This window comes from Ruegeria sp. CE6, assembly GCF_056537485.1.
On the sequence record NZ_JBQFRR010000002.1, the window covers coordinates 215,300 to 233,108 of the forward strand.

The window sequence follows — 17,809 nt, forward strand, 5'->3', positions numbered from 1 at the left end:
GCAGGCGATGAATTTCCACGAGGTGAGATTTCCCGCCAGCCTGAGCTTTGGCTCAGTTGGGGGACCTGAGCGGCGCACGGATATTGTGACGCTGGCGAATGGGTTTGAGGAACGCAACACGCCCTGGGCGCATTCGCGCAGGCGCTATGATGCGGGTCTGGGGATGCGGTCGCTGGAAGATATCGAAACGCTGATTTCCTTCTTCGAGGCGCGACAGGGCCAGATGTTCGGGTTCCGCTGGAAGGATTGGTCGGATTTCAAGTCGGGCGCGGCAACGGCAGAGGTCGACAAGGGCGATCAGGTGATTGCGCGCGGAGATGGCGAGACGGTCTCGTTTCAGCTGGTCAAGACCTACAGCTCGGGCGGGTTCAGCTATGTGCGGCCAATCCTGAAGCCGGTACTGGGCACTGTGACACTGGGGCTGGATCAGGACGCGCTGCGCGAAGGCGTGGACTTTGAGGTCGATCTGGCGACCGGACGCGTGATGTTCTCGGCCCCGCCGCCTGAGCAGGTCGAGATTACAGCCGGGTTTGAGTTCGACGTTCCGGTACGGTTCGACACCGACAAGATCCAGACCAGCGTCGCCAGCTTTCAGGCCGGTGACGTCCCGAACGTACCGGTGGTCGAGGTGCGGGTCTGATGAGCGGGGACAAACAGGCGCTGCAGGCGCATTTGCAAAGCGGGCTGACCACCACCTGTCGTTGCTGGGCGATCACGCGCAGCGACGCACAGGCCTATGGTTTCACGGATCACGATATGGAGTTGCGCTTTGACGGGCTGGTGTTCAAAGCCAGCACCGGTCTGACCGCTGCGGCGATCGAGCAGGCAACCGGCCTGTCGATCGATAATACCGAGGCGATGGGCGCGCTGTCTGATGCCTCGGTCCGGGAAGAGGATATCGAGGCGGGGCGCTTTGATGGGGCCGAGGTGCGGGCTTGGCTGGTCAATTGGGCCGATCCTGAGCAGCGGATGCTGCAGTTTCGTGGTTCGATTGGCGAGTTGCGTCGCGCTGGCGGGGCGTTTCATGCGGAATTGCGCGGGTTGACCGATCTGCTGAACCGGCCTTTAGGGCGGATTTATCAGAAGCCCTGTACGGCTGTGTTGGGGGATAAGGCGTGCCGCTTTGCCCTGGAGACGCCGGGTTATCGCGCTGAGGCTGAAATTGTCGCGCTGGACGGCGCGGCTTTGCGTTTGCAGGGCGCGGAGAGTTCTGATGCGGGTTGGTTTGAACGCGGCAGGCTGGATGTGCTGGACGGGGCTGCGCAGGGCCTGTGGGCCTCGATCAAGCTGGATGAACAGGTCAGAGATGGCCGCGATGTCACGCTGTGGTCGGCGATTGGCGGCGGGCTGGCGGTTGGGGACCGGGTCCAGCTGATCGCCGGGTGTGACAAGCGCATGACCACTTGCCGACTGAAGTTCAACAACATGCTGAATTTTCAGGGCTTCCCTGACCTGCCACACGAGGATTGGGTCATGGCCGTACCCAAGCGCAGTAGTCAACACAAAGGGGGAAGCAGGCGGTGATGCGGACAAAACAAGATATCGTGGACGAAGCGCGCGGATGGCTGGGCACACCTTATGTTCATCAGGCCTCTGTTCGGGGTGCAGGCGCCGATTGTCTGGGCTTGCTGCGGGGCGTTTGGCGCGCGGTGATGGGGCATGAGCCCGAGGCGGTGCCGGTCTACAGCATGGATTGGTCCGAGCCACAGGGTGAGGAACGCATGTGGGCCGCAGCCCGTCGCCATCTAGTCGAGAAATCGCCCGATGATTTGGCCCCGGGGGATGTATTGCTGTTTCGGATGCGGGATGCGGCCGTGGCAAAGCATCTGGGCATCGTCAGCGCCCAAGACCCGATGCGATTCATCCACGCCTATACCGGGCATGGTGTTGTTGAAAACACGCTGAGCGAGCCTTGGCGTCGCCGCGTGGTCGCTTGTTTCGAATTCCCGCTGGAGGATTTCTGATGGCCACAATAGTTCTGTCTGCTGCAGGTGCGGCAATAGGTGGTTCGATCGGGGGCTCGGTTGCGGGTCTGTCCACGGCGGTGATTGGCCGCGCGGTCGGGGCGACGCTGGGGCGGGTGATCGACAACCGGTTGATGGCCAGCCAATCCGTAATGGGCGGCGGCAGCGAGGTGGTCGAGACCGGGCGTCTGGATCGTTTCCGTCTCACCGAAACCGGTGAGGGTGCGACCGTCGCGACGGTCTACGGCCGGATGCGAGTTGGAGGACAGGTCATCTGGGCCTCGGACTTTCTGGAAACCCGATCGACCTCGACGACGACGCAAACATCAGGCGGTGGCGGTGGAGGCAAGGGGAAACCCAAGCCCGTTGAAGTGACGACAACGACAACCACGCATAGCTACAGCTATTCTGTGTCTCTGGCGATTGCCGTGGGCGCAGGCAAAGTTGCGGATATCACACGCATCTGGGCCGATGGTGAAGAGGTCGAGCGCCGAACGCTGAACATGCGGATATATCGTGGCGATCACGAGCAACTGCCCGATCCTCTGATGGAAGCGGTTGAAGGCACAGGTACGGTGCCCGCTTATCGCGGCACGGCTTATGTGGTGATCGAAGATCTGGCGCTGGGCCCCTTTGGCAACCGCGTGCCGCAATTCTCGTTCGAGGTGGTGCGGCAGGAACAAGAAGAGATGCCGGATGCGGCGGACGCGCTGTCACGGATCATCAAGGGGGTGGCCTTGATGCCGGGTACGGGTGAATACGCGCTGGCTTCATCTCAGGTTAATTACACCAAGGGCCGGGGGCGCAGTTGGGCGGCGAATGTCAATTCACCATCGGGCAAGTCCGATCTGGTGACCTCGACGCGGGCGCTCGGCCAGGAATTGCCGGGCTGCGAGGCGGCCTCGTTGATTGTGTCGTGGTTCGGGGATGATCTGCGCTGCGGAGAATGCCAGATCCGCCCCAAGGTCGAGCGCAAGAATATCGAAGGCGCAAACATGCCCTGGAGTGTTTCAGGTCTGTCCCGAACTGCGGCGGGGCAGGTGAAATGGCAGGATGGGCGTCCGGTTTATGGCGGCACACCGGCTGATGCGGCCGTAGTGCAGGCGATCCGGCACCTGAAGAACTCGGGCAAACGGGTTATGTTTTATCCGTTTATTTTGATGGAGCAATCAGAGGGCAACGGCCTGCCTGATCCGTGGTCCGATGCGCCGGATCAGCCACATTTACCCTGGCGTGGGCGGATCACTTTGGATGTTGCTCCGGGGCGGCCAGGCTCGCCGGATCAAACTGCCGATGCGGATGCGCAGGTGGCGGCGTTCTTTGGTACGGCGCGCGCGTCACATTTCTCGACCAGCGGCAGCAAAGTGACCTATCGCGGCCCTAGCGAATGGGGATTACGGCGGTTCATTCTGCACTATGCGGCCCTTTGCAAGGCGGCGGGCGGCGTGGAGTCCTTCTGCATAGGGTCCGAGATGCGCGGGCTAACGCAAATCCGCGGCGCGTCTGGCTTCGCTGCAGTTGCGGGGCTGCGGTCTCTGGCCGCGGAAGTGCGCGCGATATTGGGGCCGGAAACTAAGATCGGCTATGCCGCAGACTGGACCGAGTATTTCGGGTATCAGCCGCAAGACGGCACCGGAGACCGGTATTTCCACCTCGACCCGCTTTGGGCCGATGAGAACATAGATTTTGTCGGCATCGACAACTATATGCCGCTGTCCGACTGGCGGGACAGGGCCTCGCATCTGGACGCTGAGGTGTCGAATGGGTCGATCTACGATCTGGACTATCTGCGCGGCAATATCGAAGGCGGCGAGGGGTATGATTGGTACTATGCCTCACCGGAGGAAGCTGAAGCGCAGATCCGAAGCCCGATCACTGATGACGATCATGGCGAGCCGTGGGTCTGGCGGTACAAGGACCTGCGCAACTGGTGGGCGAACCGACATCATGAGCGGATCGGGGGTGTGCGGCAGGAAACGCCAACGGGTTGGGTTCCGGGGTCCAAGCCAATCTGGTTCACCGAACTGGGCTGCGCGGCCATCGACAAGGGCACGAACCAGCCGAACAAATTCTTGGACCCAAAGTCGTCTGAATCGAATTTGCCGCGCTATTCCAATGGAGTACGGGATGATTTTATCATGGTTCAGTACCTTCGGGCCGTCCTTGGCTATTGGGGTGATGCTGAGATCAACCCGGTTTCAGATATCTATGACGGCCCGATGGTGGACCTGTCGAACGCCTTTGTCTGGGCTTGGGATGCGCGTCCGTTCCCGACTTTCCCGAACCTGCGGTCGCAGTGGTCGGACGGCGATAACTATGCACGTGGGCATTGGCTGAACGGGCGATCCGGGTCGCGGACTCTGGCCTCGGTCGTGACAGAAATCTGCCTTGAGGCAGGGGTGACGGCGATTGATGTGTCCGAGCTCTACGGCGTGGTACGCGGTTACGCGGTTGAGGACGTCATGAATGCTCGGCAGGCCTTGCAGCCGCTGATGCTGCGCTATGGGTTCGACGCGATCGAGCGGGACGGGGTGCTGAAGTTCAGAACCCGCGACGGGCGTCGGGCCGTTGACATTGACCCCGAGCAGATCGCCATCAGCGCGGATATCGACGGGTCAGTAGAACATCGGCGCGAGGCAGAGGCCGAGATGACCGGTCGCGTGCGTCTGCGGTTCGTCCAGTCGGATGCAGATCACGATGTGGTCGCGGAAGAGGCTGTTTTGCCGGATGACAAAACCCATGCGGTTGCGGTCAACGAAATGCCCCTGTCGATGACCCGCGCCGAGGGGCGGCAAACGGTCGAGCGCTGGCTGAGCGAATCCCGCATTTCGCGAGAGACGGCGCGTTTTGCGCTGCCGCCGTCGCTGTTGAACGTTGGGGCCGGGGATGTGGTGCGTCTGCCGGATGCCGGGGACGGAGCTCTTTATCGGATCGACCGGTTGGAACAGGCCGAGATGCAGCTGGCGGATGCGGTACGCATCGAACCCGGCGTTTATACCCCTTCTGATGTGCTGGATGATGTGGCGGTGGCCAAGCCGTTCATCGCTCCGGTGCCAGTTCTGCCGGTGTTCATGGATCTGCCGCTGATCACTGGATCCGAAGCGCCCCATGCGCCGTATCTGGCGATATCGGCCGAGCCCTGGCCCGGTAACGTGGCTGTCTATTCGGCTGCACAGGATGAGGACTATACCTTGCATCAAGTGATCGCGGGGCAGGCGGTGATTGGCTTCACCGAAACACCCCTGCGACGCGCAGGGGCTGGGATCTGGGACGAAGGGGCCGCGTTGCGTGTCAACCTGATCGATGGCGTGTTGGAGTCGCGTCCACGCTCGGCGTTGCTGAGTGGTGCCAATCTGGCTGCCATCGGTGACGGAACGCCGGGCAATTGGGAAGTGTTTCAGTTCTCGGATGCGATCTTGCAGGAGACTGGCGTTTACAATTTGTCAGGCCGCTTGCGTGGTCAGTTGGGTACGGATGCCCTGATGCCGGATGTATGGCCTGAAGCGTCTACCTTTGTCCTACTGGATGAACGTGTTTATCAGACCGGATTGCTGCGCACCGAACGCCGCGTGGCCAAGCATTACCGTATCGGCCCTGCAACGCGCGGCTACGAGGACCCGGCATATGTGCATCTGGTTGAAGCGTTCGATGGCAATGGGCTGAGGCCTTATGCGCCAGTGCATTTGCAGGCTTCTGCGTCGGCTACCGGGGACAAGATCTCGTGGGTGCGCCGCACCCGGATTGACGGCGATGACTGGAGCGCATTGGATGTGCCTCTGGGCGAAGAAAGCGAATCCTATCTGATCCGCGTCTTCACTGAGGGTGCTTTGTTGCGCGAAACTGTCACCAGTGATCCGGTTTGGCAGTATTCTGCCGCGATGAAAGCCGATGACGGGCTGGCCGGACCCTACGATATCGCAGTCGCGCAGGTTTCGGCTACCTACGGACCCGGGGCGTTTGCGCGCCTTTCGGTCTGCTAGCCGTGCGGCCAGTCCTGCACGGAGATCTCAGCGCGGCGGCGCGGGCTTTGCTGGCCGCGCCGCGAACCGACCGCGATAGGATAAGCACCCTCCTGATTGCTGAGGCCGAACTGGCGGATCGACATGTCGCCAGAACTGGGCGGTTGCACCCTGTTTATGGAAATGGCTCGTTGATGGCAGCCGCGCACTGCCGGCCCTTGGCAGACGAACCAAATTTCGACGATCTGCAATATTGCCAATGTTTCGAGATGGTTCTGCGCAAACTGATCCGGTTTCAAATCAGCCAGATGCGCAGCTGACACATTTTGAGGCGGCCAGGTCCAGCTCTAGCCTTCCGTGCGCTATTTCCTCGCCGCAATCTTCGCAATAGCCGAATTCGTCTTCGTCCATCCGGTTCAGCGCGGCCCGAAGCCGATGCGTTTCGGTGTCGCGCCGGGCCTGTTGCGCCTTGGCCATTGCTTGATTTTGCAACGCATCCATCCGGCTGAGCCGACCCACTGCCTGTTGATCCAGCTCCACAACTGATTGCGCATCCTGACCGGCGGCGGATTGCGCGGCGAGATCGCGAAGGCGCTGGTGAATAAGCTTCCGAAAATGGTCCAGATCGGCTGAGTTCATTTTTTGTTGTAGTGCATATCAAGGGTTTGCGTTTGGTAATTTTACGACTAGATGGCTATTCTAAGCGCAGCAAAGGATGAAAAGCCATGTTCGAAACGCGCAGCCAAGTGACACCTGTGGACCCGGTTTGGGACCGCATCACCTCGGAAGCCCATGCAGCCGTCGAGAAAGAGCCGCTGATGGGTGGGTTGGTGCACGCCTGTATCTTGCATCACCGCAGTCTTGAGAGGGCATTGTCCTATCGCATCTCGGCCAAGCTATGCTCGAATGAGATGTCGATGATGGTACTGCGTGAGATCGTGGATGAGGCCTATGCTGACGACAAAGCGTTGATTGAAGCCGCGCGCGCGGACCTGATGGCCGTTTATGAACGCGATCCGGCCTGCCACCGCCTGCTGCAACCGATCCTTTATTTCAAAGGGTATCAGGCGATGCAGGCTTATCGTGTGGCCCACTGGCTTTGGAACAAGGGGCGCCATGATCTGGCGTATTTCTTCCAGATGCGATCTTCAGAGATATTCGGCATTGATATCCATCCAGCTGCCCGCATCGGTAAAGGCATCATGATCGACCATGCCCATTCTATCGTGATTGGTGAAACCGCTGTGGTTGGGGACAATGTTTCGATGTTGCATTCGGTGACGTTGGGCGGAACCGGCAAGGAAGAAGAACAGCGCCATCCAACCATTGGTGACGGCGTTCTGATCGGCGCGGGTGCTAAGGTTCTGGGCAATATCGAGGTTGGCCATTGCAGCCGTATCGCCGCCGGATCAGTGGTGCTGCAGGAAGTGCCACCGTGCACGACGGTTGCTGGCATTCCCGCCAAGATCGTGGGTGAGGCCGGGTGCGAACAGCCGTCAATCTCGATGGATCATATGCTGGGGAAAGACCAGTAATTCGGAGTGAATAGATGAAAAAGGCCGCCTCGGGGTTCGAGGCGGCCTTTTTTGTGCATGATCTTCTGGGCTTAGGCCAACATGACCATCGGATTTTCCAGGTTGTCGACGATGGCTTGCAGCAGCTGAGCGCCAAGCGCGCCGTCGATGACCCGGTGATCGACCGACATGGTGACGGACATGACGGTTGCGACCGTCAGTTCTCCGTCATCGCCCACTATGGGTTTCTTGAGGCCGGTACCAACTGCGAGGATACCTGCATGCGGCGGGTTCACGATGGCATCGAAATTGTCGATGCCGAACATGCCGAGGTTCGAGACTGCGAAAGTACCGCCTTGGTACTCGTGCGGGGCCAGCTTGCGCTCGCGGGCGCGTCCGGCGAGGTCTTTCATCTCAGTCGACAGCGCCGACAGCGATTTGGTGTCGGCATCTTGCAGGACCGGAGTGAACAGACCGCCCTCGATGGCGACGGCAACAGCCACATCCGAAGGTTTCAGTTGCAGAACCCGGTCGCCCGCCCAGACGGCGTTGCATTCGGGAACCTGCTGTAGTGCGTTGGCGACGGCTTTGATGATAAAGTCGTTGACGCTGAGCTTCACACCCCGGCCTTCGAGTTGCTTGTTCAACTGGCTGCGGAACTTGAGTAGCGCATCCAGCTTAATGTCGCGACGCAGGTAGAAATGCGGGATGGTCTGTTTGGCCTCAGACAGACGCGCGGCGATGGTCTTGCGCATGCCATCGAGTTTGATCTCTTCGTATTCGCGGCCTTCGTACATCTTGGCCACGGCGTCCGCCGATGGACCTGCGGGAGCGGCGGCGGTTTGGGCGGCTGCAGCAGCAGGCGCAGGTGCCGCTGCAGGTGCGGCTGTGGCGCTTTCCACATCGGCTTTGACGATACGGCCATGCGGGCCAGAACCTGAGATTTGAGCCAGATCTAGACCCTTTTGCGCGGCAATCCGACGAGCAAGGGGGGAGGCAAAAATACGACCGCCATCCGCTTTGGCCGGTGCCGCTGGGGCAGGGGCGGGCGCCTCGGGTGCCGCTGGTGCGGCAGCCTCGTTGCCCGCTGCGGCAGCTGGCGCAGCCGCGGGAGCAGCGGTTGGCGTTGCACCGATATCATCAGCGCTTTCCCCATCTTCCAGCAGGACTGCGATGGCGGTGTTGACTTTAACGCCTTCGGTTCCCTCAGGAATAAGGATCTTGCCGACGGTGCCTTCGTCAACGGCCTCGAACTCCATTGTTGCCTTGTCGGTTTCAATTTCGGCCAGCAGATCGCCCGAGGAGACGGTGTCGCCTTCCTTGACGAGCCATTTTGCAAGTGTGCCTTCCTCCATCGTCGGGGACAGGGCAGGCATCAGGATTTCGGTGGGCATTTCAGCGCTCCTCAATCAGAGTAATTTGGTCAAAGGGCGCCTTGGGGCGCCCGGTGCCGCGTGCGAGTGTCGCAATCGCAGCCTCGATTTTGTCTTTGTTCTCCGCCATCCAGACATAGGCGGTCTGGTGTGAGGGGCGCGCGCCGATCAACCGCATATCCGCCGCCAATCGCTCGGGTACAAGCGCCCGCACGATGCGGTTGTCGATGTCAATCTCGACACGGTAGCATTCGGTTGCTGGATCGCGGCCCCTGATCTCCATTACCGGTAGGTCACCTGTTTCACCGCAGCGATCACCTCATCAGTGGTGATCAGCGCCAGCTTTTCGAGGTTCGCCGCATATGGCATCGGAACATCTTTGCCGGTGAGGGTGATGACCGGGGCGTCGAGATAATCGAACGCTTCCTGCATGACCACCGAGCTGATGTAGCTACCAACGGAACCTTGCGGCCAGCCTTCTTCGACGGTCACAAGACGGTTGGTTTTCATTACCGAGTTGATGATCGCACCGGTGTCCATCGGGCGGATGGTGCGCAGGTCGATCACTTCGGCGCTGATGCCGTCTTCGGCCAGTTTGTCTGCGGCTTCCAGCGCATATTGCATGCCGATGCCGAAGCTGACGATGGTCACATCCGATCCTTCGCGCCAGATGCGGGCCTTGCCCAGCGGGATGGTCAGGTCTTCCACTTGCGGCACGTCGAAGGACCGGCCGTAGAGGATTTCGTTTTCCAGGAAGACCACCGGGTTCGGGTCGCGGATGGCTGATTTCAGCAGACCTTTGGCATCGGCTGCGGAATAGGGCATCACCACTTTTAGACCGGGCACCTGCATGTACCATGCAGCGTAGTCCTGCGAGTGTTGCGCGGCCACGCGGGCAGCGGCACCGTTAGGGCCACGGAATACGATCGGACAGCCCATCTGACCGCCAGACATATAAAGCGTTTTGGCGGCAGAGTTGATGATCTGGTCAATCGCCTGCATGGCGAAGTTGAAGGTCATGAACTCGACAATCGGTTTCAGCCCGCCAAAGGCCGAGCCGACGGCGATGCCAGTGAAGCCGTGTTCAGTGATCGGGGTGTCGATGACACGTTTGGCACCGAATTCATCGAGCAGGCCTTGAGAGATTTTATAGGCGCCCTGATATTCAGCGACTTCTTCGCCCATCAGATAGACATCTTCGTCGCCGCGCATTTCTTCGGCCATCGCGTCGCGCAAGGCCTCGCGGACGGTTTGCTGCGCCATCTCGGCGTCAGCAGGCCAATCGGGCGACAGGTCCACAACCGGAGCAGCGGGGGCTGCTGCGGCAGGAGCGGGGGCCTCAACCGCCGCAGGGGCGGCTTCGGCCACCGCTGCGGCTGTGGGCGCAGCCACGGGCAGGGCGGAGGCGTCTTCACCATCTTCGACCAGGATCGCGATAGGGGTGTTTACTTTGACCCCTTCGGTGCCCTCGCTGATCAGAATCTTACCGACGATGCCTTCATCGACGGCTTCGAACTCCATCGTCGCCTTGTCGGTTTCGATCTCGGCCATGATGTCGCCCGAGGATACGGTGTCGCCTTCCTTGACCAGCCACTTGGCCAATGTGCCCTCTTCCATAGTGGGCGAAAGGGCGGGCATGAGAATTTCGGTTGCCATGTCTTATTCGTCCTCTCAGGCGTAGATATCAGTCCAGAGCTCGTCCAGCGACGGCTCGGGGCTTTCTTTCGAGAATTCGGCGGCCTGATTGACGACCTCTTTGATCTCTTTGTCGATCGCCTTCAGGTCATCCTCGGTCGCGTGTTTGCCGGTCAGCAGCAGCTCGCGTACATGTTCGATCGGGTCGCTTTGTTCGCGGACTTTCTGAACCTCTTCGCGTGTACGGTACTTGGCCGGGTCAGACATCGAGTGGCCGCGATAGCGGTAGGTTTTCACCTCGAGGATGTAGGGACCTTTGCCCGCACGGCAGTGGGCGACCGCTTTTTCACCTGCGGCTTTGACGGCCAGCACATCCATGCCGTTCACCATTTCACCCGGTATTCCGAAGGCTTGACCGCGGTGGTAGATGTCGGCCGAAGAGGTCGAGCGTGCTTGCGCGGTGCCCATGGCATACTGGTTGTTTTCGATCACGAATACCACCGGAAGCTCCCAAAGAGCAGCCATATTGAAGGTCTCGTAGACCTGACCCTGGTTGGCCGCGCCGTCACCGAAATAGGTGAAGGTGACGCCGCCGTTCTCTTTGTACTTGTCAGCAAAGGCCAAACCCGCACCCAGCGGAACCTGTGCGCCGACAATGCCGTGGCCGCCATAGAAATTCTTCTCTTTCGAGAACATGTGCATCGAGCCGCCTTTGCCTTTGGACAGCCCGCCTTCGCGACCGGTCAATTCGGCCATTACGCCGCCCGGGTCCATTCCACAGGCCAGCATGTGGCCGTGATCGCGATAGGACGTGATGCGCTTGTCGCCTTCTTTGGCCGCGGCCTCAAGGCCGACAACAACCGCTTCCTGACCGATGTAGAGGTGGCAGAAACCCCCGATCAGACCCATGCCGTAGAGTTGACCTGCCTTTTCCTCGAATCGGCGGATCAGCAGCATCTCGCGGTAATATGTGGTCAGTTCTTCCGCAGAAACATTTGGTTTCTTTGTGGTTTTTCGCGCAGCCATAGTGGCGATCTCCCCCTTTCGGCAAGATAGTTTAGCGTTAAACTATCTCATAGAGCATTTCACACGTTCTGGCGAGTACTAATGTTACGTGAGGGCAGGATACGCGAGTTGCGGCCTGCCACAGCTTATCTTCCGGGCGTTAAGGTACAGAGATTCTTAGTCAAAAATTTCGTCAGCGGATGACGATCTCATCCGCGCGGATCATGCCGAGCACTGAGCGGGCCTGTTGATCCAGCAGATCGAGATCCAGATAGGTGTCTGACAGTCGGCGGGTCAGGTTCTCCATCTGCTCGATTTCGGCGTTCAGCTGCGCCAGATCGCGAGACAAAACATCGCGCTCGGCGGCAATCTCGACCCGGCGAAACAGACCGTAATCCCCTTGAACGGCGGCAAAGGTGAAATACACCCCCAGCATGAAGGCGATCGTGAAGAAAATGAAGGCCCCTAAACCGGGCCGATTGGAACGGGACACTGTGTTAACCGCCGTGTGAAATACTGCCTCAGAAACGCACCCTTTTTGGATGTCTCGACGCACTATGTCACAGGTGATTCGGCTTGTGAATCCCCTGAGTAGAAAAAGCTGAGACCTGAGGTTTGAGCGCTTACGGGTCCAGCGCGGCCACACCCGGCAAGGTCTTGCCTTCCATCCATTCAAGGAAGGCACCACCAGCAGTAGAGATATATGAGAAATCCGTTGCCGCGCCCGAGGCGTTCAGCGCGGCCACCGTGTCGCCCCCGCCCGCGACCGAGGTCAGCTTGCCATCGCGGGTTAGTGCTGCGGCCTTCAGCGCCGCCACATTGGTTGCGGCATCGAACGGGGTCAGCTCAAACGCCCCCAGTGGGCCGTTCCAAATCAGGGTCTGGCTTTTTTCCAGCACTTCGGACACGGCTGCGACGCTTTCGGGACCGGCGTCTAGGATCATCGAGTCAGAAGGGCACTGATCAGCGGGCAGCACCTGATGCGGCGCGTTGGCCTCGAACACTTCGGCCACGACGATGTCGCGCGGCAGGACGATCGTACAGCCAGCGGCTTCGGCCTTGCCGAGGATTTCGGCGGCGGTATCGGTCATGGCGTGCTCGGCCAGCGATTTGCCGACATCGATCCCCTGGGCCAGTAGGAATGTATTCGCCATCCCGCCACCGATGACCAGATAGTCAACCTTCTCGATCAGGTTGCCCAGCAGGTCCAGCTTGGTCGACACTTTGGCGCCCCCGACAACCGCTGTGACAGGCCGCTTGGGTGCGCCCAAGGCGGCTTCAAGCGCGCTCAGTTCCTGCTGCATCAAGCGCCCGGCACAGGCGGGCAGCAGACGGGCCAGCGCCTCGGTCGAGCTGTGGGCGCGGTGCGCGGCCGAGAAGGCATCGTTGCAATAGATGTCGCCCAGCTTTGCCATGCCTTGGGCAAGTGGGACGCTGTTCTTGGTCTCCTCGGCATGGAAGCGGGTGTTTTCCAGCAGCAGAACCTCACCTTCCGTCAGGGCGGAGGCGGCGGTTTCAGCCTCATAGCCCACGCAATCATCGGCAAAGCGCACGGGAGCCCCAAAAGCGGATTCAAGTGCTGGCACAAGCTGCTTCAATGACAGCTCGGGTACATGCCGACCACCGGGGCGTCCGAAATGGGCCAGCAGGATAGGTTTACCGCCTGCGGCGAGGATATCGCGCACGGTTGGCACGATCCGTTGAATGCGGGTGTCGTCGGTCACCACGCCATCCGCGACCGGTACGTTGATATCCACGCGCACCAGAACCCGCTTACCGCCAAGATCCATATCGTCCAGAGATTTCCAGCCCATCGCGCTCATCCTTGCCCATTGCATCCAGTTTCAGCGGTTCTTTTCCTGCATTTTGCGTTCAGGTCAATGCGTCACTTGGCATTCGCGCGCCCGCGTCATAGGTATTTGCGCAAGTTTCAAAGACAGGAGGGCCAGATGGCCGAGATCAAAGACCCCGAAAACACGATCATCATTGAGCTGAAAGACGGCAATGTCGTCATCGAATTGCTGCCCGACGTGGCCCCTCAGCACTCGGCCCGCATGAAAGAGCTGGCGCGTGGTGGTGAATATGACAACGTCGCCTTCCACCGTGTGATCGACGGGTTCATGGCGCAAACCGGCGATGTGCAGCATGGCGACATGGAAGACGGGTTCAACATTCGTATGGCGGGCACCGGTGGATCGTCGCTGCCGAACGTTCCGGCAGAGTTTTCGAAACTGCCCCATGATCGCGGCACGTTGGGTGCGGCACGCTCGGCCAACCCGGATTCGGCAAACTCGCAGTTCTTCATCAACTTCAAGGACAACCATTTCCTGAACGGCCAGTACACCGTGTATGGCCGCGTCATCGACGGGATGGAGCATGTAGACGCGATTGTGCGTGGTGAGCCGCCAGCGAGCCCCGACCGCATGATCAGCGTTAAGGTGGCTGCTGATGCATAAGCTGGCTGCAGTTTTTGCCTTGCTGGCCAGCCCTGCGCTGGCAACCGGGCTTGAGATTGAGATCGAGGGCGAGGGCGCCAATGGCACCGTCACCGTTGATCTATTCGAGGATATTGCACCCAAGCATGTAGAGCAGATCACCGCTCTGGCCGCTGCGGGTCAGTACGATGGGGTTGTGTTCCACCGTGTGATCGATGGGTTCATGGCGCAGACCGGCGATGTTGAGTTTGGCCGTGTCGGTGGCGACATGCGTCGTGCGGGTACGGGTGGATCGGATCGCCCTGATCTGCCTGCTGAATTCTCGGATTTCAATTATGACCGGGGCGTCGTGGGTATGGCGCGGGCGCAGGACCCAGACAGCGCGAACTCGCAATTCTTCATTATGTTCGAGCCCGGCCCGTTCCTGAATGGTCAGTACACGGTTGTTGGTCAGGTGACAGAAGGGATGGACGTGGTCGATGCGATCAAGCGGGGCGATGGCCCTAATGGCGCAGTGATCGGACAACCGGATGCGATGAAAAAGGTCACGGTGACCGAATAAAAGAAAACCCCGGCGCGCTTCTGCGGGCCGGGGGTTCTTGATGCGGCCGGGTCAATCGTCGTCCGACATCGCCCGCCAGATCAGTGCGCCAATCGCACCGCCGATCAAAGGTGCCACCCAGAACAGCCAGAGCTGCGCCAGTGCCGGTCCGTCAGCAAACAACGCCACGCCGGTTGACCGGGCGGGATTTACGGAGGTGTTGGTCACCGGAATCGAGATCAGGTGGATCAGCGTTAACCCCAAACCAATCGCAATCGGGGCGAACCCGGCAGGCGCGCCGCTGGAGGTCGCGCCGAGAATGATCACGATGAAGAACGCGGTCATGACGATTTCGATGATCAATGCGGACATCATCGAATAGCCTTCGGGTGACGCCTCGCCATACCCGTTCGAAGCAAATCCTCCGACACCTTCGAATCCGGGCGCGCCACTGACGATCAGGTACAGCACCGCTGCTGCGGCGATCGCTCCGATCACCTGCGCGATCCAGTAGGGGATCAGATCCTTGGCATCGAACCGCCCGCCGATCATCAGCCCAAGGCTGACCGCCGGGTTGAAATGCCCGCCCGAGATATGACCGACCGCGTAGGCCATGGTCAGCACCGTTAGGCCGAAAGCGAACGAAACGCCCAGCCAGCCGATACCCACATCGGCCACACCTGCAGCCAGTACCGCGCTGCCGCAGCCGCCGAGTACCAGCCAGAATGTACCGAAGAATTCGGCCATGAGTTTTGATGACATGAAAAGCCCTCCAGAAATCAATGACTTTAAGGTTAATTCAAAAAACGCTTTTTGTGAAACTGTGAGAATGCGGGGAATTTTCCTTCAAGACACGTCAGATAGGGGGGCTGTTAGGGAATATGCTTATTCCGGTGTGTTGGCGATTAAGAACGACACACTCGGCCCAACTTGCGTTTTTCTCCTTTGCGCCCCAATGTCCGGTATCGGTTTTGGGCTTGTGATGTGGCGGGGGTATCAAAGTGAAGTTCAAAAAACTGTATTCGGATGCTCAAGGCGAAAGCCATTGGAAAGACATCGAAGTCGAACTTGAAGAGCAAAGCTTTGCACCACCTGCGAAAGCAATCGAGATTTCAAAGCCAGAAGCTGTCAAGCAAACCATGTTCTTGAGACTCAAGAAGGGTTGGGATGAGCCAATTCATCCCACACCTGTCGCTCAAAAGCTCATTTGTCTTTCTGGCTCAGTGCGCGTGACCGCGAGCGACGGGGAATTCAGAGATATTGGTCCGGGTGACGTCTGGCATATGGAAGACAAACACGGCAAAGGCCACCACACAGTTGTAACAAGCGATGATGATTTTCTTTCGATGATCGTGCAGTACGAGTAGCGGGGGCAACGCAGACCAAGCCCTCCTGATCAACCAAGCGCATTGCGGCACTTGCGCGGTGTAAGGCCGCTTCGTCCCGCATTGAGGTCATTGTTAGATTTAGACGAACAACCCAAAACAAAAAAAAACGCCGCAGGGTATCCTGCGGCGCTGTCAATTTGTCTTCTCGACAGAGGCTTACTGCTTCACTTCCGCCGCCGGGTTGGCACCGGATTTGCCGCTGCGGCCAGGGTTCAGCGGGTCGTCCTGACGCTGGACAGACCCTTCGAAATGGGCACCGCTTTCGATGGCGATAGTCTTGTGGATGATGTCGCCTTCAACGCGTGCAGTCGAAGTCAGGCGCACCTTCAAGCCACGGACGCGACCCACGATGCGGCCATTGACAACAACGTCGTCAGCGGTGACTTCTCCCTTGATGGTGGCCGTCTCGCCGATGGTCAGCAGGTGGGCACGGATGTCGCCTTCGACGGTGCCCTCAACCTGGATATCGCCTGAGGTTTTCAGATTGCCGGTGATGTGCAGATCCGAGGATAGGACCGACGCGGGCGGCTTTGGCTTGGGCGGGGTGCTTGCCTTGGTTTCAGCCGGTGCAGGGGCCGCCGGAGTGGCCGGAGCGGCCGGTTTCGCTGCCTCAGTCTCTTTCGATCCGGGTTCGTTGATTTTGCTCTTAGAAAACATTTCTCGCAGCCTTGATGTAAGTCATTGGGTTTACAGGTTTTCCGTTCACGCGCACCTCATAGTGCAGGTGGGTGCCGGTCGACCGTCCGGTGCTACCCATATCAGCAATATGATCACCGCGCGAGACCCTTTGACCAACCTTTACACGTATCTTGGTATTATGAGCGTAAAGTGTCTCAATCCCGAACGCGTGCTTGATCTTGACCAGCCGACCGAAACCCGATTGCCAGCCTGCATGGGTGACCACGCCATCGGCGGTGGCGAAGATATCGGTGCCCGAGGGACCAGCGAAATCTGCGCCGTTATGCATGCGGCGTCCACCGGTCTTGGGGTCGCGGCGGGTTCCGTAGCCACTGGTATAACGGACAGCGGCGCGCACCGGGCTGGCGAAGGGGGCTTTTTCGGCAGCGATGCGATAGAGGTTCAGCTGGTCCATCTGTTCCAGCAGGATATTGGCGCGGATCTGGTCGGGGCTCAGTTCCTCACCGCGGGTGCTGAAGGATAAAGGGGTCAGCGGACCGCCCATACCGCTATATCCGCGCCGAACTTCGTCGAGGATACGATCTGTTGGCATGCCCGCGCTGCGGAACATCTTGTCGAGAGGTTCGACCGAGATCAGCATCGCCTCTTCCAACTGGCGGAAAATCTCGTCGCTGCGCTCCTGCATTAGGCGGATTTCAAGCTCGAGCTCGTCACGCTGGTCCAACGCGCCTTGCGCATCGGCAGCGATCTGGTCGCGCTGCGCCGCGGTCCGGGCCAGGGCATCGGTCATAAATGCCATCTGTTCCGGGTTTGCCGATGCCATCGCATAAGCCGCGTCCGCATCAGTGCTGGGTTGCAGTTCGGCCAGTTTGGTCCGCGCGTCTTCGCGCTGCTTCATAGTGGCACGCAGCGTGGTTTGGATCACCTCGATGCCGGTTTCCAGCTCGCGCCGGCGGTTCTCGGATTCCAGCAATTCGGACTGCATGACCGAAATCTGTTCCAGAGCTGCGTTAAACCTGTCATGTGCAGCCAGCGCTTCGGCCGCACGCGCATCGCGCTCTTCCGACAGGATGTTCAGACGTTCTTGATACGTAGCCTGATCGCGCTTGGCCTGTTCCCGGAAATTGCCCGATCCGATGCTGTCCATCAACAGAACTGACGTGGCAATCGCGGTCCAGGCGACCATCACCGACACACCGGCGACTGCAGCGATCTGAGTTTCAGAACTCAGTCGGATGAACCGCGTGTCGTTGTCAGATTTCAGAAAAACACGGCGCTCTGGAAAGTGCCGCTCGAGCAGTGAGTGTAGTTTAATTGCCAGACGTGTCCGCACGCGTCCTACCTCAATTGTCCCCA

Annotated in this window: 19 protein-coding genes; 9 read left to right on the plus strand and 10 right to left on the minus strand. The window is 59.6% G+C overall.

Going from position 1 to position 17,809, the window contains the following annotated elements:
• Positions 1 to 7: 7 nt before the first annotated feature.
• From ACR0DK_RS09550 to ACR0DK_RS09570, 5 genes are read left to right on the plus strand one after another with little or no spacing between them, the layout of a single operon-like run.
• Positions 8 to 640 carry a phage distal tail protein, Rcc01695 family gene (locus ACR0DK_RS09550; RefSeq protein WP_480735900.1) on the plus strand — a complete coding sequence of 211 codons (633 nt, stop codon included), beginning with the start codon at positions 8 to 10 and terminating at the stop codon, positions 638 to 640.
• Positions 640 to 1,524 carry a DUF2163 domain-containing protein gene (locus ACR0DK_RS09555; protein WP_480735902.1) on the plus strand — a complete coding sequence of 295 codons (885 nt, stop codon included), beginning with the start codon at positions 640 to 642 and terminating at the stop codon, positions 1,522 to 1,524. The genes ACR0DK_RS09550 and ACR0DK_RS09555 overlap by 1 nt, the downstream gene beginning before the upstream one ends.
• Positions 1,524 to 1,964: an NlpC/P60 family protein gene (locus ACR0DK_RS09560; protein WP_170396502.1), complete on the plus strand. Its 441-nt coding sequence runs from the start codon at positions 1,524 to 1,526 to the stop codon at positions 1,962 to 1,964. Before ACR0DK_RS09555 ends, ACR0DK_RS09560 begins: the two co-directional genes overlap by 1 nt.
• Positions 1,964 to 5,944, plus strand: coding sequence for a baseplate multidomain protein megatron (locus tag ACR0DK_RS09565; RefSeq protein WP_480735903.1), 3,981 nt, complete (start codon positions 1,964 to 1,966; stop codon positions 5,942 to 5,944). Before ACR0DK_RS09560 ends, ACR0DK_RS09565 begins: the two co-directional genes overlap by 1 nt.
• Before the next feature lie 2 nt (positions 5,945 to 5,946).
• Positions 5,947 to 6,243 (plus strand): DUF7742 family protein, encoded by a 297-nt coding sequence (locus tag ACR0DK_RS09570; protein ID WP_170663682.1) that lies wholly within the window; start codon positions 5,947 to 5,949, stop codon positions 6,241 to 6,243.
• Here ACR0DK_RS09570 and ACR0DK_RS09575 read toward each other — a convergent pair.
• Positions 6,224 to 6,562, minus strand: coding sequence for a TraR/DksA C4-type zinc finger protein (locus ACR0DK_RS09575; protein ID WP_170396506.1), 339 nt, complete (start codon positions 6,560 to 6,562; stop codon positions 6,224 to 6,226). The two genes, ACR0DK_RS09570 and ACR0DK_RS09575, sit on opposite strands and share 20 nt — an antisense overlap.
• A gap of 86 nt (positions 6,563 to 6,648) precedes the next feature.
• Here ACR0DK_RS09575 and cysE point away from each other — a divergent pair, with 86 nt between their 5' ends.
• Entirely contained in the window at positions 6,649 to 7,458 is an 810-nt protein-coding gene (cysE, locus tag ACR0DK_RS09580) for a serine O-acetyltransferase (protein WP_223117899.1), read from the plus strand.
• Positions 7,459 to 7,529: 71 nt separating this feature from the next.
• Here the strand turns inward: cysE and ACR0DK_RS09585 are convergent, their stop codons facing one another.
• From ACR0DK_RS09585 to ACR0DK_RS09610, 6 genes are all read right to left on the minus strand, one after another.
• Complete coding sequence (locus ACR0DK_RS09585; protein WP_170646353.1) at positions 7,530 to 8,831, minus strand: pyruvate dehydrogenase complex dihydrolipoamide acetyltransferase; 1,302 nt, start codon at positions 8,829 to 8,831, stop codon at positions 7,530 to 7,532.
• Position 8,832: 1 nt separating this feature from the next.
• Positions 8,833 to 9,093 (minus strand): hypothetical protein, encoded by a 261-nt coding sequence (locus ACR0DK_RS09590; RefSeq protein WP_170403080.1) that lies wholly within the window; start codon positions 9,091 to 9,093, stop codon positions 8,833 to 8,835.
• Entirely contained in the window at positions 9,093 to 10,466 is a 1,374-nt protein-coding gene (locus ACR0DK_RS09595) for a pyruvate dehydrogenase complex E1 component subunit beta (RefSeq protein WP_170635219.1), read from the minus strand. The genes ACR0DK_RS09590 and ACR0DK_RS09595 overlap by 1 nt, the downstream gene beginning before the upstream one ends.
• Before the next feature lie 15 nt (positions 10,467 to 10,481).
• Positions 10,482 to 11,471, minus strand: coding sequence for a pyruvate dehydrogenase (acetyl-transferring) E1 component subunit alpha (gene pdhA, locus ACR0DK_RS09600; RefSeq protein ID WP_170396516.1), 990 nt, complete (start codon positions 11,469 to 11,471; stop codon positions 10,482 to 10,484).
• A gap of 172 nt (positions 11,472 to 11,643) precedes the next feature.
• Complete coding sequence (locus ACR0DK_RS09605; RefSeq protein ID WP_170626672.1) at positions 11,644 to 11,943, minus strand: FtsB family cell division protein; 300 nt, start codon at positions 11,941 to 11,943, stop codon at positions 11,644 to 11,646.
• 130 nt (positions 11,944 to 12,073) lie between these two features.
• Positions 12,074 to 13,264 (minus strand): phosphoglycerate kinase, encoded by a 1,191-nt coding sequence (locus ACR0DK_RS09610; RefSeq protein ID WP_223117902.1) that lies wholly within the window; start codon positions 13,262 to 13,264, stop codon positions 12,074 to 12,076.
• A 135-nt stretch (positions 13,265 to 13,399) separates the two neighbouring features.
• On the opposite strand from ACR0DK_RS09610, the gene ACR0DK_RS09615 reads away from it, so the two are divergent.
• Both ACR0DK_RS09615 and ACR0DK_RS09620 read left to right on the plus strand, forming a co-directional pair.
• Positions 13,400 to 13,906 carry a peptidylprolyl isomerase gene (locus tag ACR0DK_RS09615; protein ID WP_170396522.1) on the plus strand — a complete coding sequence of 169 codons (507 nt, stop codon included), beginning with the start codon at positions 13,400 to 13,402 and terminating at the stop codon, positions 13,904 to 13,906.
• Positions 13,899 to 14,447: a peptidylprolyl isomerase gene (locus ACR0DK_RS09620; RefSeq protein ID WP_170512043.1), complete on the plus strand. Its 549-nt coding sequence runs from the start codon at positions 13,899 to 13,901 to the stop codon at positions 14,445 to 14,447. Before ACR0DK_RS09615 ends, ACR0DK_RS09620 begins: the two co-directional genes overlap by 8 nt.
• 51 nt (positions 14,448 to 14,498) lie before the next feature.
• Here ACR0DK_RS09620 and aqpZ read toward each other — a convergent pair whose 3' ends face one another.
• Positions 14,499 to 15,188 (minus strand): aquaporin Z, encoded by a 690-nt coding sequence (aqpZ, locus tag ACR0DK_RS09625; RefSeq protein ID WP_170403069.1) that lies wholly within the window; start codon positions 15,186 to 15,188, stop codon positions 14,499 to 14,501.
• A 239-nt stretch (positions 15,189 to 15,427) separates the two neighbouring features.
• On the opposite strand from aqpZ, the gene ACR0DK_RS09630 reads away from it, so the two are divergent.
• Positions 15,428 to 15,793 (plus strand): cupin domain-containing protein, encoded by a 366-nt coding sequence (locus ACR0DK_RS09630; RefSeq protein ID WP_008758336.1) that lies wholly within the window; start codon positions 15,428 to 15,430, stop codon positions 15,791 to 15,793.
• Between the two features lie 177 nt (positions 15,794 to 15,970).
• Here the strand turns inward: ACR0DK_RS09630 and ACR0DK_RS09635 are convergent, their stop codons facing one another.
• Both ACR0DK_RS09635 and ACR0DK_RS09640 read right to left on the minus strand, forming a co-directional pair.
• Positions 15,971 to 16,471, minus strand: coding sequence for a polymer-forming cytoskeletal protein (locus ACR0DK_RS09635; RefSeq protein WP_170585092.1), 501 nt, complete (start codon positions 16,469 to 16,471; stop codon positions 15,971 to 15,973).
• Positions 16,461 to 17,786 carry a DUF5930 domain-containing protein gene (locus ACR0DK_RS09640; protein WP_480735908.1) on the minus strand — a complete coding sequence of 442 codons (1,326 nt, stop codon included), beginning with the start codon at positions 17,784 to 17,786 and terminating at the stop codon, positions 16,461 to 16,463. The genes ACR0DK_RS09635 and ACR0DK_RS09640 overlap by 11 nt, the downstream gene beginning before the upstream one ends.
• Between the last annotated feature and the right edge of the window lie 23 nt (positions 17,787 to 17,809).